The following is a 14,063-nucleotide window of genomic DNA, read 5'->3' on the forward strand; positions in this document are numbered from 1 at the left end:
GAATGGCGGGTTCGTCGGCTCAGCAGAGCCCGGGGAACGGAGAATGTTCAGTGCGTTTTGTGTTGGCAAGCTGGGGATCGCGCGGAGATGTCGAGCCGTTGGCGGGCCTTGCAGTGGCATTACAGGAACTCGGCGCCGAGGCAACGGTCTGCGCGCCGCCTGACGAGGATTTCGAGGCCCTGCTGGAGCGCGCCGGTGTGCCGATGGTGCCGCTCGGCCCATCGGTGCGGTCGGTGGTGACGGCGCCGAAACCCGCAACGGGTCATCCTGCGTTCGCGCTGGCACCACGGCTCGTCGCCGCACGATTCGAGACGCTCTCTGCGGTTGCGCCAGGATGTGAAGCGATCGTGGCGACCGGTCTGATGCCGGCTGGTGCACGGGACGTCGCCGACAAGCTCGGCATCGGCTACGTGCTCGCGGCCTTTCACCTGGGCGGAATTCCGTCGCAGCACTTCTCGCCCGGGGCACGACCGGGTACGCCGTCGCCGGTCGACGAGACCGATCGGCGCGTGCTGTGGCAGCACGATGCCCAGCGGGTGAACGAGTTGTACGGGTCGGCGCTGAACAGCCGGCGGGCCGCGATCGGACTGCCGCCGGTCGAGAACGTCCGCGACTACGTGTTCACCGATCACCCCTGGCTCGCGGCGGATCCGACGCTGTGCCCGTCGAAGGGCATGACGGATCTCGACGTCGTACAGACCGGCGCGTGGATCCTGCCTGACGACCGTCCGCTCCCGGACGAACTGCAGGCGTTCCTCGAGGCCGGCGAGCCGCCGGTGTACGTCGGGTTCGGCAGTATGGCCGCCCATGCGCCGAAGGACATCGCCCAGACGGCCACCGAGGCGTGCCGCGCACACGGGCGCCGCGTACTGCTCAGCCGCGGCTGGGGCGACCTCGCCGGCGACGGCGAGGACTGCTTCACTGTCGGCGAGGTCAACCAGCAGGCGCTGTTCCCGAGGGTCGCGGCCGTCGTGCACCACGGCGGCGCAGGTACGACGACCACGGCCGCGCGAGCCGGGGCGCCACAGCTCGTCGTACCGCTGATCGCGGACCAGCCGTACTGGGCGTCCCGGGTCACCGCGTTGGGCATCGGCGCCGCACACGAGGGCTCGGTGCCGACCGTCGGCTCACTGTCCGCCGCGCTCGCTACAGCCCTGGCTCCACAGACGCGGGACCAAGCCGCGAAGGTGCGCGACGCGGTCAAGGTCGACGGCGCGACGGTGGCCGCCAAACTCCTGCTCGACGGCGCGGCACGAGGTCAGTCGACCGGGCGGTGAAGGGCGTCGACAAGCTGTGAAACGACGGTCTCCGGCGAGCGGGTCCAGTCCGTGGTCAGGACGTGGTGGACCCGCCAGCCTGTGGTGCTCAAGGCGGTGGGATGGGTGGTCAGCCGTTCCAGGAGGGTGTCGGCCGCGACTCGGTCGGGCGTGTCCACCAGGACCGCGAGGCGATACCCGGTGTCCCCGGGGACCTTCAACGCGAGGTCACATCGGAACACCGACTCGCCGACCGCGAGATCGACTTCGACGCCGCGAGCCTCCAAAGCGGCGGCGAGTTGTTCGACGACCGGAGTAGGGCGCGTGCCGGCCGCGCGCGTGGTCCTCAGGTTGTACGACGCGAGCGCGGACTTGGCGGCAACCTGATCTCCTCGGGACACGGCAGCGGCGTACCCGAGGAATCGGCGCAGCGTGTTCGCGCCGTCGTTGTAGCTGTTGGTGATCGCGTCGGGCTCGATGCTGCTCACGATGACCATGTGTTCGCGCGCTCGGCTGAAAATCACGTTCAGCCGCTTCTCGCCGCCCGACGTGTTGATCGGCCCGAAGTTCATCAGCATCCGGCCGTCGGGTCCGGCGGCGTAGCAGACGCTCATCAGGATGATGTCGCGCTCGTCGCCCTGCACGTTCTCAAGGTTCTTCACGAACAACCCAGCGTCCTGTTCGCCGTGCGTCCGCACCTGCTCCGCCTCGTACAGCGCGGCGAACGACGGATCACGCTCGGCGAGCTCGTCCAGCGCCCGCTCGATCTCGCCCTGCTGCGCCTCGGAGAACGCGACGATCCCGAGACTCTTACCAGTCCCCCGCGTCAGCAACTCCTGCACCAGCGAAGCAATCCACCGCGCCTCGGCCGGATTGGTACGCCGGACGTACACCCCGTCGACGAGCCGGACCGCTGTGATGCTCCCGGCCAGCACGCTGTCGCACACCTCGGACACCGGTGAGTCGGCCCGCAGTGTCCACGGGGGCGCGGTGTTCGGCGGCAACCGATCGGGAACCGTGGCCAGCTTGCCCTGGTAGAACGCCGCATTGCTGAACGAGATCAACGCCTCCGAGCGACTCCGGTAATGCCAGGTCAGCATTGTCGACGCGAGCCGCAACGCACTGATCGACAGGAAGCTGTCCTCGGTCAACGCGATCCCGACCTGTTCGGCGGCCTCGTCGTCCGCCTGGAGATCATCGGTTTCGCTCCGCACCCGGAAGTACGTCGTCGGTGGCAGCTGCATCTGATCGCCGACGACGATCAACTGCGGCGCACGGTGCAGTGCCGGGATCGCCTCCTCGACAGGGATCTGACTCGCCTCGTCGTACACCACGACGTCGAACGAAGTGGTCAACGGCAACGTGTCGGACACCGAGGACGGACTCATCAACCACACCGGCCGCAGAACGGACACCACCGCGCCGGGGGCACCGGACGCGACGTCGCGGATCGACCGGTACCGCATCACCTTGCCGAACTCGTGTTCCAGCTCGCGCCGCCCGGTCGCGAACGTCTTCTTGCGTTCGCGGTCCTCCGGCGACATGCCGGTCACGCTGCGCTCGGAGTGATCGACCTCGGCGAGGAACCGGCGCCGGACCTGGGCGACGACGACCTCTGCGTTGAGCGCGGTGAGGTCGTCGTACACCATGCTCAGCTCGCCGACGATCGCGTCGACGCGGTCCGAGGACAGCTGCAACGGGGCAGCCGAGCGGGCGCGATCCCACTCCGCGGCACACACGGCGTACTCGAGCTGGTCGGGCGTCGCATCCAGCCGGCGGAGAGCGGTGAGCGCCGAAGGCGGCAGCTCCCGAAGGTTGGGGCCGACAGCACGTACGACGGGGCCCTGGGACGCCAGCCGGTCGGCGAGGTCGCTGAGACCGTCGACTGTCAACGTGTCCCAGTGATCGGCCAAAAGGTCGCTGGTGACTTCCGACGCGTCGTCGAGAGCATCCGCCAAGCGCGCGAGCTCGGCCGGGGCGCCGTCGTCGAGGACGAAACGCCAGTCGGGGATGCTCTTGCGGGCGGCGGCGAGTTGGTCGATCAGCTCGCGCGGGTCGTCGGCCGCCCAGTCGTGGCGGGTCTGCTCGGTGTGTTCCGCGACGGCGGCCGAGGCTGATTGGGCGGCGACCAGGTCGGTGAGGATCTCGGTGACGGACGGTTGCACGGAGCGCGCCGTACTGTCGAAGCGGCTGCGGACAAGGTTCTTCACGCGGCGCCAGTCGCCGCTGAGGAACGAGAACACGCCACCTTCCTTGCTCTGGGCAACCTTCAACGCGGATCGTGCGTCGGCCGGTGCGAGCGGCTCCTGCCAGCCCGCGGCCTCCTTCCACGCGGCCCGCTGGGCGGCGACGAGCTGCTTGCGCTCCGCGCCGGCTGCCGACAGCTCGCGAGCCGTCGCCGACCGCGGAACGATCGCCTCCACCTGGTCCAGCGCGGCCAACGGCTCGACCAACCGCCCCAACCGAGCCAGTGCCCGAACGTCCCGCACGGTCGCATGCTCGACCGCGGTCTCCGGCCTCGTGGACTCGCCTAGCGGCACGTCCACCAGAGCGGCTGCGACCGCATCCCACTTCGCACGGAGCTCCCTGGCCGCCTCAGTCACGTCGGAGTCCCACCGCGCAAGGAAGGCGAGCGGACTCCGCGCCAACACCCCACCGGTCGAAGGGTCGGCCGCCGCCAGCGTTTGAGCGACCTCCCGCACAGCTCCCTCGGCCGCAAACCACTCTTCCACAGCAGGCAGCTCGGATCCCTCGGGCGGGTTCCACGCGTGATCCTGCAGCGCGGCGAGGCGGTTGACGAGGTCACGAAGGCGTGGACTGCCGGTCGCCAACTGTTTCTCGAAGGCATCCACAGTGGCCAGCAGGCGATCGACGCGCGCGACCAGCTCAGCACGCCGCTCAGTCAACGCGTCCAGGTCGTCCTCACCGGACAGCCAGGATTCGTAGGTCTCCCGCAGACCGTGGATGAACGCCTTCTTGTCGCCCTGCGAGTCGTGGATCAGCGCACACAGCCCGTCCAGGCGCCGACTCGCCAACCGCGCATGGACGACGTCCAGCGCCGCCCGCTTCTGGCAGACGAACAGCACCCGTTTCCCGCGTGCGACGAAGTCCGCGATCAGGTTGGTGATCGTCTGCGACTTCCCCGTCCCCGGCGGCCCCTGGATCACGAAGCTCTCGCCCCGTCGCGCCCGCGCGATCGCCGCCACCTGCGAGCCATCGGCAGGTACGACGAGATGCCGGTCGGCAGGAGGCAGCTCCGGCAGCGCGCTCCCCACTGGTCGGGGCCGATCCGAGAACAGCTGGTCGAACGACGCTGCGGACTCCCCGGTCGTCAGCAGCTCGTCGTAGTCGCGAACCAGCCCCAGCGTCCGGTAGTTGAAGTTCGCCAGCGACACCGCGCAGAGATCGACATCCCACGAGTACGGCCCGCCCTCCGTGTCGAGCGAGTACACGTCGGTCTCGAGCGCCCCCGGCCGCCGCGGCTCCGCGCCGAGCGCGATCCCGAGCGGCAGCGACTGCTGCGCGATCTGGGCCCGGAAGATCTGCACCCCGAGCGGCTGATAGTCCGTACGCCGGTAGGAGTACGGGTACTGCTTCCCGCCGAACCCGGTCGCCACGTTCCCGTGCCGCCGCCGGTTGTACGTCCGCAACCGCGTCATCGCCCGCTGCCGCACCAGATCGATCCGCGGCTTCTCGCGCAGATGCAGCTGCAGCCCGGGCTCGGTCGCCTGGATCTCCTTCGCCAGCCGCTCGTGCAACTCCCGCAGCGCACCGGGAGCCGACAAGTCGACATTCTCCGGCAGTGAGATCCCGTACAGCTGCCGCAGACTGTGCCGCAGCGTCGGATTCACCTCGGCGATCGGATCAGTAACTCGCAACGTATAGGAGTCGCGCACACCACGCTTACGAGTCAGCTCAACCTTCGCCAGCACCAACGGCGACGCCAGCCGCGTGTCCCTGTCGTTCTTCAGGTCGTGCCAACGCAAGAACGCCGGCACCAGCCGCAGCTGGTCCTGCCCGTAGTCGGCGCGGTCCCGGCGCGCCGTGGAGATCAGCTTGTCCAGCGTGTTCGCGGCGTACGGCGCCTCGTCGTACCGGATCCACTTGCCGAGCGGCTGGGCCTTCTTCAGCAGGTGTTCCGCGATGTCGTCGCGCCAGGTGAACAGCTGCTCCGAACGAATCGTCCGTACGTCGAGCATCAGCGGCACCGAGACCTCGGTGAGGTTCAGCGTCTGCGCGGTGGGGCGGAAGTTGATCAGCCGGTTCCGCCGGGAGAGGTCGAAGAGCCGGTCGCGGAGCGCGCCGAGCACCGCCGTACGCCGGTCCGCGGCGCCTTGGACGATCGCCTCGACGTCGAAGTCGAGCGGCTGGTCGCGGTAGTTCTCCAGTTGTTCGATCAGCGAATGCAGGTCCTGCGCGCGCCGGTGCCGGTCGGGCTCGACCATCTGCGCGGCAACCGAGACGATCACCGGGTGCAGCTCCGGATCCAGCCGGTACAAGTTGCCTCGGGCATCTATCAGGGACGCGACATCCGAGGTCCTGGACAGGTCGAGACCGCAGCCGAGCGCGAGCAGCAACTGCCCCAGACTGAAGATGTCGGTGAGCTGATCGTGGTGCCCGACCACGTGCTCCCAGCTCTGCCAGCCGGCCACCAGCGTCGGTGCCGTGATCGCATCCGGAACCGGCTCGGGTACGACGGTGGTCTCCTGGCCGCCGCTCTCCCCCAGATCGAGGTCGGCCTGCCGATGTGCCACAACCTCAAGAGCAGAAGGACGTTTCCCCTGCCGGGTATCGATCTCTCGAGTGGCCAGAGTCGGCCGGCCCGCGTCCTCCGGCGCGAATCCCAGCCGGTTCTGCTCGTCGACGACGATCCGGTCCAGACCGCGCAACGGCGCGACCAGCCCACGCTCGTGCACCGCCGCCGTCTCGTGGAACAGCGGGAGCACCGCCGCCAGCAACGCGTCGTTGCCCAGACCGCCCTGCGAGACAGCCAACGCGACGAGATCCTCAGCGCTCATCCGACCACCTCCGCGGCGGCCTGCACGAAGCGTGCGCGTTCTTTGTCGCTCCACCCCAGCTCGTCGTCCGCGACGTCGACGTACCCCGGCAATCCGCACCGTCGCGCAACAGCCAGTGACGCGATCAACCCGGCATCGCCGACCTCGGGATCAGCCGTGGCGAGATCGAGCAGCAGGTAACACAGATAGCGTTTCGTGGCCGCCGTCAACGGGCGTGGTCGCGGCAGTGGCGCCCCGTCAACCGGTCGCACCGCCAATGGCTCGTCGAAGCGCACCGCTCCACCAGGCACCCCGAGAGGTCCAGGCGGATCCGCGAAGCCAGCGGCCGCTGTGGCGATCGCATCGGTCCGCAGGCCATCCGTATGCGCGATCGCCGCGGCGAAGTCCCGACTCAACTCGCGCAACAACACGGCGTCGAGCAGGTCCGGCGCGTCGACGTCGAGCGGACCGGTCACCAGGACCTCGACGTCCTCGCCGTCGAGCCAGTTCTTCAACGCCCACGCTCGTCCGACGGCCTCCGGGTGCGACGTCCCTCGGCTGCCGGAGCGGAGATCCAGCGACTCCGCCTGCCGCAGGTACGCCGCGGGATCCGCCGTACTCAGGCCCGTCTCCAGCTTCAGCAACGCGCGGATCGCCGTACTCAGATCGCCGCACGCCGTCAGCGCTCCCCGGTCCGCGAACAGCTCCGTCGCCAGCGACCAGCGCCGATGCGTCTCGAGGTACTGCGACGGCGTCCGAGCGTCACCTGCCGCCGCGTCGAGCAGCCGATCGACAGCGAGGTACCCACCGTCCTCGGCCTGCCACAACAGCCGATGTGCCAACTCGTGCCCGATGACCGCCGTCAACTCGTCCTCGTCCAGCCGGTCGAGCAACGCCCCTTGAAAGACGATCGCCGCCCTGCCGGCCTGGTGCAGGTACGCCGCATTCGGCTCGCCGTTCACCTGGTAGAAGTCGACGCCCTCGTCCAGTCCCAACGCCCGAGCCGCGCGCTCTCCGGCCCGGAAGACATCCGGATGTGCGTCGGCCTCCAAGCGGTACGCATTCCGCAGCAAAAGCTCGTCGAGGGATCCTTCGGGCCCACCGTGCAACGCCGCCCAGGCACGCTCGTCCACCTGGCGGACGACCGCCAGGACGGACCGGTGATACCCGAGCGCTGACAACATGCCCGCAACCATAACCACCCCCACCGACGAAAACAGACCCCCAATCTCTGAGACTGTGGACAAGTGGACGTGACAGTCGTCGGCAGTGGGGACGCGTTCGGATCGGGCGGGCGTTTCCAGACCTGTATCGCGGTCGGTACCCAGACGCTCGTCGACTGCGGCGCGACCAGCCTGACCGCGCTCCGTCAGCAGTCCCTGGATCCGAACGAGATCCGCACGATCGTGATCACCCACCTGCACGGCGATCACTTCGGCGGCCTGCCGTTCCTGATCCTCGATGGCCAGTTCCGCCGCCGAACCGAGGACCTGACCGTCGTCGGCCCACCCGGCACCCAGGCCCGTCTGACCGCCGCCATGGACACGCTCTACCCGGGCTCGTCCGACGTACGCCGCCGCTTCGACGTCCACGTTCTCGAACACACCGATCGTCGACCACAACAGCTCGGTGACCTGACTGTCACGCCGTACGAGGTAAGACACGCGTCGGGCGCTCCGGCGTACGCCGTGCGGCTCCAGACGCCGGACCGCTCGATCGCCTACTCAGGTGACACCGAGTGGACCGACGCGCTCCTGGAAGCGGCGGACGACGTCGACCTCTTCCTTTGCGAGGGCTACAGCCCCACACCGATCCGCTGGCACCTCGACCTGACCACACTTAGTCAGCAACGCGACAGATTCACCAGTCGGCAACTGGTGCTGACCCACCTGTCACCAACTGCGCTGGCAGCAGACCTGGATGACTGGGCCGTCGCGTACGACGGCCTGCGGCTCTAGCGGTCTGATGGACGGCAGACCCCGTTGGCCGCCGCACTGGCGGCCAGAGCTGCAGCCACGGGGCTGGTCGTGGTCGGCGTGTCCTGCGCCGGCGTGTGGCGGCCGATCGGGACCACCATCGGCGTGCCGGCGACCGGGTCGGGGACGACCTTGACCGCGAGGCCGAAGACGTCCTGGACCACGTCCTCGGTGATCACCTGCGACGGGTTGCCCTCGGCAACGATCGCACCGTCCTTCATCGCGATCAGGTGGTCGCCGAACCGGCAGGCCTGGTTGAGGTCGTGCAGCACCAGCACGATCGTCCGGTCCTCCGACCTGTTCAGGTCGACCAGCAGGTCGAGCACCTCGAACTGGTGCGTCAGGTCGAGGAACGTCGTCGGCTCGTCCAGCAGCAGGATGTCGGTCTCCTGCGCCAGCGCCATCGCGATCCACACCCGCTGCCGCTGACCGCCGGACAGCTCGTCGATCGGCCGGTCCGCGATCGACAGCACATCGGTCGACGTCATCGCCTCCGCGACCGTCTCGTCATCGGAACGCGACCACTGCCGGATCCACCGCGTCCGCGGGTACCGTCCGCGCCCGACGAGGTCCGCGACCGTGATCCCTTCCGGCGCGGTCGGCGACTGCGGCAGCAGGCCGAGCTTGGTCGCCACCTCCCGCGTCGGGATCTGCTGGATGCTCTTCCCGTCCAGCAGCACCGTGCCGCGCGACGGCTTCAGCAACCGTGCCAGCGCCTTCAGCAGTGTCGACTTGCCGCAGGCGTTGGCGCCGACGATGACAGTGATCTTCCCGGTCGGGATCCGCACCGACAGGTCGTGGATGATCTCCCGCTGGTCGTACCCGACCGCGAGACCGTCGGCTGCCAAGCTGTGCTGTGTCACGGGCTCCACAGGGATCTCCATCTTTTCAGCCACCACTCCCGACACGATTGGCCCGCGCCAGCAGGAACATCAGGTACGGCGCTCCGACCACGCCGGTCACCACTCCGACCGGCAACTGCGTCTCTCCGAAGGCGTGCTGCGCCATCAGGTCCGACAGCCCGACCACGAGCGCCCCGAGCAGGCCGGACGTGATCATCGCCGGCCCCGGCGACCGGGTCAGCCGGCGCGCGATCGGCGGCGCGACGAACGCCACGAACCCGATCGGCCCGGCCGCCGCCGTCGCCACCGCGGCCAGCAGTACGGCGACCACGATCAGCCCGAGCCGCGCCACCTCGACCCGCAACCCCAGCCCGTACGCCGTCTCGTCGCCGAGCTGCAGGATCCGCAACTGCCGCACCAGGAACGCCATCACCGGCAGCAGGACGACGAACGTGATCGCCAGCGACCGTACGTTGGACCAGTCCCGTCCGTTCAGACTCCCGGTCAGCCAGATCAGCGCCTGCTGCGCGATCTCCACCCGAGCCTTCGTCAGCAGGTACGACGTGATGCTGGTGGCGATCGCGCCGATGCCGATCCCGATCAGGATCAGCCGGTAACTCGACACCCCGTGCCGCCATGCCAGCACGTACATGATGAATGCGGTCAGCACCGCTCCGGCGATCGCGAACGCCGACACCGTGACCCCGGTCAGCCCGAGGGTGACGATCGCGAACACGGCGAACGCGCTCGCGCCGTACGTCACGCCGATGATGTCCGGGCTCGCCAACGGATTGCGGGCGATGCTCTGGAAGATCGCCCCCGACAAGCCCAGCGCCGTACCGACGAGCAGGCCGGTCAGTGCCCTGGGCAACCGCAGCCGGTTGACGATGAACTCGGTCGCCCGATCGCCGCCGCCGAACAGGGTCTTCACCACGTCGACCACCGGGATCTTGAAGTCCCCCAGCGACAACGACACGCAGAAGATCGCGAACACCACGACCGTGAGCACGACGATGACGATCAGCGAACGAGTCTGCCGCGCCGCGCGTGCCCGCGCGATGACGTGGACTGCTTCAGCGGTCATGGGGCCTCCCGTCCTGGACTGAGGAGCGGAGGGAGCGAAGCGACCGGAGCGACGAGGGAAGGACGGGAGTTAAAGCCCCATGACCCGCCGCGACGGAGTCGCGGCATCAGTACCGTCACAGGTCGGCCAGCTTCCGCCGACGTACCAGGACTATGAAGAATGGAGCGCCCAGGATCGCGGTCACGATGCCGACCTGCAGTTCGCCGGGCAACGCGACGATGCGGCCGATCACGTCGGAGCCGAGCAGGAGGATCGGCGCGAGCAGCATCGAGTACGGCAGGATCCACCGATAGTCCGGTCCGGTCACCAACCGCGCCACGTGCGGGATGGTCAACCCGATGAACCCGATCGGCCCGGCTGCCGCGGTCGCCGCACCACAGAGCAGTACGACGACCACCGCGACGAAGGCGCGGGCGAGCCCCACCCGCTGACCGAGTGACTTGGCCACGTCATCCCCCAGCGACAACGCATTCAGCACCCGCCCGCAGAACAGGGCCAGCACGATCCCGACCAGGATGAACGGCGCCACCTGTTTCGCGATGTCGGGGCCGCGGCCGGCGAACGATCCCACCGACCAGAACCGGAACTGGTCGAAGGTGTCGACGTCCCCGATCAGCAACGCGGTCGTCAGCGACCCGAGCATCGCGGTCAACGCCGCACCGGCGAGCGCGAGCTTCACCGGCGTCGCACCCTCGCGTCCCATCGAACCGAGCAGGTAGACCGCGACCGACGCCGCCGCCGCGCCGAGAAAGGCCAGCCAGACGTACGACGTCAACGACGACAACCCGAACCAGTAGATGCCCCCGACAACGAACAACGCGGCGCCGCCGTTCACCCCGAGGATGCCCGGATCGGCCAGCGGGTTCCGGGTCACGCCCTGCATCAAGGCCCCGGACAGCCCGAGCGCGGCGCCGACCATCAGACCGATCAGCGTCCGCGGCACGCGCAGCGACCGGACGATCACGTGATCGGTGTCGGACTCGTTGTAGTGGCGCAGGGCATCGATCACCGTGGACAACGGGATCTGCTTGGACCCGATCGCGATGCTGAGCAGCGACACGAGGACCAGGAGGGCGACGCACCCGACCAGCCCGAGGATCAGCGTGGTCCGCCGGGCCCGGCGTGGACGCGAGGGCGCGACGATGTCCGGGCCGGCGTCGGCCGTGGCGGTGGGCGGGGGCATTGGACTTTCGGGATCCTCTTAGGTAAGGCTAACCTCTAGACACCTCAGAATAACCCGGCCGTCCTCGGGTCCGCACCCGAGCCTCCCCTGCCAGAGTTTACGGAGAACCACAGGATGACGACTGTGCTCGAGCGACCGATCGTGTTCGACTCGCTCCTGGCCACCGTGGCGGCCGTCGAGGACCTGAGCCCGCACCTGCGCCGCGTGACGTTCGTCGCACCGCGGATCGCGGAAGCGGTGACCGCCGGCCCGGACCAGCGCATCAAGGTCCTGCTCACTCCACCCAACGGCAGTGCGATCAAGCTGCCCTCCGGACCCGAGTGGTACACCGAGTGGTGCGCCCAGCCGGAAGAAGAGCGCTTCATCATGCGGACCTACACCGTGCGAGCGCTCCGGCCTGAGGTGGCCGAGCTGGACGTCGAGTTCGTCCTGCACGGAGTAAACGGACCTGCGTCGGCCTGGGTGAGCGAAGCCCAGCTGGGCGACCAGGTGGGCCTGCTGCTGCCGTTCGCGGTCGACACCACCAGCACCAAGGGCCTGCTGCATTCTGGCGTCGACTACGTCCCGCCGGCGACCAGCGTGCGCCGGATCCTCGTAGCGGACGAGACGGCGTTGCCTGCGTTGGCCGGGATCCTGGAGGAGCTGCCGGCCGCAGTACAGGCCGCGGTGTTCATCGCCGTACCGGATGCTGCTGACGTGCGGCCGCTGGCCGGCTCGGCTGACGTCACGTGGGTGACGGACGGCTCGTTGGTGGACGCGGTGAAGTCAGGGGCGCTGCCGTTCGACCCTGACTACGCGTGGGTCGCGGGCGAGTCGTCGATGATCAAAGAGGTACGTCGCCACCTCGTGAACGCCGTCGGGATGCCGAAGTCGGCGATCTCGTTCCAGGGCTACTGGAAGCGCGGCGAGGCGCACTGCTGATCCGGGAGAGCCGGAGGGCAGAGTTCCGGCCCTCCCGGAAGCTCTCCTAGGACGGGTTCTCCGCGTGGGTCAGTGTCTCCCACGCGACGAACAGGTTGTTGGAGCCCGCCGGCCGGCGTGACTCGGTCAGCGCCTGGGTGTTCGTCATCGCGATCCCGAGGCGGGTGTGGAGCGCGTTGTAGCCGACCTCGGTGATCGGTCCGAGCCCGCGGTTGAGCGTGCCCTTGCAGAGCCACGAGGGCACCGGCTCCAGGTTGCGCTCCCACTTCGACTGGAAGCCGAGCGCCTGACGGAGCCGCTCACCGAACTCGGGGTACATGTCGATGCCCTGGATCCGTGCCGTCTCCAGCACGTGTGAGATCGACGAGATGCCGTAGCCGGTGTGGGTGAAGTCGCGGCAGGTCTCCTGAGTCAAGCCTGTCACGAACGTCCCCTGGCCCTGCCAGTAGCTGACGATCTTGTCGCGGGTGTTGAGGTTCTGGCTCGGCACGGTCTTCGGCAGTGCGCCATCGGACTCCAGATACACGTACGCCGGTACGCGCAGTCGGTAGAGGGCGATCGCCTTGTCGTAGATGGCCTTGTCCTCGAGGAACACCCCGATGCCCTGCAGCGCCTCGATCATGCTCAACTCCCAGTTCCCGTTGGAGTTCGAGCCGTTGATGATCTCGGGGACGTAGACGTTGCGGAGCATGGTGGCGAAGCGGCCGGAGTTCGGCCAGTTGCCGTACACGTGCTTGATGATCTCCGCGGCCTTCGGCCACGAGGACGCGGACCACGCGGTCTGCAGAGGCGCGTTGCTGTTCGTGTGGTCCTGGACGGTCGCGGACCACGCATCCATCAGCTGGATCGACTTCTGCGCATACCGGTCGTCGCGGGTGAGGTACCAGAGCAGTGCGTCGGTGTACGCCGCGATGGCGTCCTCACGTTCGTCGGTGCAGCCGTAGTTCGGGTTCGAGTACGGACCGCACCCCACGACCGCGCGTGGTTTCGGCGTACGGGACAAGGACGCGTACGCACTGTTCTTGGCCTGATTGAAGGCGTCGGTCCACGGCTGTGCGCCGGCCTGCACCTTGGCCCGGACGAAGTCGAGCTGAGCCTGACTCGACCCGACTCCGGGATGGGTGAACGTCGCGGGCGCGTCGACGGATTGCGGCGAGGCGGCCGCCGGACCGCTGAGGGTCCCGGCGACCAGCGCGGCGCAGGCGGCGGCCAGGACGAAGGGCATCTTTCGCATGGGCGGTGTCCTGTCTTCGGGGGCGGTAGGACAGCGGTTTCCACCGCAGTTTCACGACGCCCGAGGACCATGGTCAAGACCTCGCCGGTACCGGAACTTCCCTGGAACACAACGCTCTTCTGTCCCATTTCCCATGGAACAAAAGGCGTTCCCGTCCCACTAGTGACCGAGTTGGCTGGTGATGCGGTCGACGATCACGCTGGTCGCGAACCGCGTCGTACCCGGCGGCTCGACGTCCGACCAGCTGCCGGTGTACTTCCGCGCGATCGCCTGCTCCAGCGCGAGCTCCGGATCGGCGATCAGCTCGTCGATCCGTCCGCGCAGTTCGATGTAGTACGTCGGCCGTACCGGATCGACGACCACCAGCGAGATCGCCGGATTCCGCCGCAGGTTGCGCAGCTTCTGCCGTCCGTCCACCAGGCTGATGCGGACCCGCTCGCCGTCCCACAGGAACCACAGCGGCGTCACCTGCGGCTCGCCGCGCTTGCCGATCGTCCCCACCAGCGCGATCGCCGTCGAGGCCAGCAGGTCATGAAACTCGCCAGGAATCTCCACGACGGCGAGAATAGG

Annotated in this window: 10 protein-coding genes; 3 read left to right on the forward strand and 7 right to left on the reverse strand. The window is 68.4% G+C overall.

Annotated features, from left to right (window positions below; all coding sequences use genetic code 11):
- The first annotated feature begins 113 nt into the window (after positions 1–113).
- On the forward strand, positions 114–1,277 hold the full coding sequence (locus tag EV651_RS16115) for a glycosyltransferase (RefSeq protein WP_238156918.1): 1,164 nt from the start codon (positions 114–116) through the stop codon (positions 1,275–1,277).
- Here EV651_RS16115 and EV651_RS16120 read toward each other — a convergent pair.
- Both EV651_RS16120 and EV651_RS16125 read right to left on the reverse strand, forming a co-directional pair.
- On the reverse strand, positions 1,259–6,274 hold the full coding sequence (locus EV651_RS16120; protein WP_133785992.1) for an AAA domain-containing protein: 5,016 nt from the start codon (positions 6,272–6,274) through the stop codon (positions 1,259–1,261). The genes EV651_RS16115 and EV651_RS16120 overlap by 19 nt on opposite strands.
- Positions 6,271–7,437: a M48 family metalloprotease gene (locus EV651_RS16125; protein ID WP_166658622.1), complete on the reverse strand. Its 1,167-nt coding sequence runs from the start codon at positions 7,435–7,437 to the stop codon at positions 6,271–6,273. Before EV651_RS16125 ends, EV651_RS16120 begins: the two co-directional genes overlap by 4 nt.
- 63 nt (positions 7,438–7,500) lie before the next feature.
- Here EV651_RS16125 and EV651_RS16130 point away from each other — a divergent pair, with 63 nt between their 5' ends.
- Entirely contained in the window at positions 7,501–8,211 is a 711-nt protein-coding gene (locus EV651_RS16130) for an MBL fold metallo-hydrolase (protein ID WP_133785994.1), read from the forward strand.
- On the opposite strand, the gene EV651_RS16135 is transcribed toward EV651_RS16130, so the two are convergent.
- From EV651_RS16135 to EV651_RS16145, 3 genes are all read right to left on the reverse strand, one after another.
- Positions 8,208–9,113 carry an ABC transporter ATP-binding protein gene (locus EV651_RS16135; RefSeq protein WP_133785995.1) on the reverse strand — a complete coding sequence of 302 codons (906 nt, stop codon included), beginning with the start codon at positions 9,111–9,113 and terminating at the stop codon, positions 8,208–8,210. The two genes, EV651_RS16130 and EV651_RS16135, sit on opposite strands and share 4 nt — an antisense overlap.
- 4 nt (positions 9,114–9,117) lie before the next feature.
- Positions 9,118–10,155, reverse strand: coding sequence for an iron chelate uptake ABC transporter family permease subunit (locus EV651_RS16140; protein ID WP_133785996.1), 1,038 nt, complete (start codon positions 10,153–10,155; stop codon positions 9,118–9,120).
- A gap of 115 nt (positions 10,156–10,270) precedes the next feature.
- Complete coding sequence (locus EV651_RS16145; protein WP_133785997.1) at positions 10,271–11,338, reverse strand: iron ABC transporter permease; 1,068 nt, start codon at positions 11,336–11,338, stop codon at positions 10,271–10,273.
- 114 nt (positions 11,339–11,452) lie between these two features.
- Between EV651_RS16145 and EV651_RS16150 the strand changes: the two genes are divergently transcribed.
- On the forward strand, positions 11,453–12,259 hold the full coding sequence (locus EV651_RS16150) for a siderophore-interacting protein (RefSeq protein ID WP_133785998.1): 807 nt from the start codon (positions 11,453–11,455) through the stop codon (positions 12,257–12,259).
- Between the two features lie 46 nt (positions 12,260–12,305).
- Here EV651_RS16150 and EV651_RS16155 read toward each other — a convergent pair whose 3' ends face one another.
- Complete coding sequence (locus tag EV651_RS16155; RefSeq protein WP_133785999.1) at positions 12,306–13,493, reverse strand: alginate lyase family protein; 1,188 nt, start codon at positions 13,491–13,493, stop codon at positions 12,306–12,308.
- 159 nt (positions 13,494–13,652) lie between these two features.
- Complete coding sequence (locus EV651_RS16160; RefSeq protein ID WP_166658623.1) at positions 13,653–14,048, reverse strand: PPOX class F420-dependent oxidoreductase; 396 nt, start codon at positions 14,046–14,048, stop codon at positions 13,653–13,655.
- Positions 14,049–14,063 lie beyond the last annotated feature (15 nt).

This window comes from Kribbella sp. VKM Ac-2571, from assembly GCF_004362255.1.
Classification (GTDB): domain Bacteria; phylum Actinomycetota; class Actinomycetes; order Propionibacteriales; family Kribbellaceae; genus Kribbella; species Kribbella pratensis.

Bases quoted from the DNA above. Each gene is read 5' to 3' on its own strand.
- EV651_RS16155 (WP_133785999.1), bottom strand. From the start codon at position 13,493: ATGCGAAAGATGCCCTTCGTCCTGGCCGCCGCCTGCGCCGCGCTGGTC.
- EV651_RS16120 (WP_133785992.1), bottom strand. From the start codon at position 6,274: ATGAGCGCTGAGGATCTCGTCGCGTTGGCTGTCTCGCAGGGCGGTCTG.
- EV651_RS16125 (WP_166658622.1), bottom strand. From the start codon at position 7,437: ATGTTGTCAGCGCTCGGGTATCACCGGTCCGTCCTGGCGGTCGTCCGC.
- EV651_RS16140 (WP_133785996.1), bottom strand. From the start codon at position 10,155: ATGACCGCTGAAGCAGTCCACGTCATCGCGCGGGCACGCGCGGCGCGG.
- EV651_RS16145 (WP_133785997.1), bottom strand. From the start codon at position 11,338: ATGCCCCCGCCCACCGCCACGGCCGACGCCGGCCCGGACATCGTCGCG.
- EV651_RS16150 (WP_133785998.1), top strand. From the start codon at position 11,453: ATGACGACTGTGCTCGAGCGACCGATCGTGTTCGACTCGCTCCTGGCC.
- EV651_RS16135 (WP_133785995.1), bottom strand. From the start codon at position 9,113: ATGGAGATCCCTGTGGAGCCCGTGACACAGCACAGCTTGGCAGCCGAC.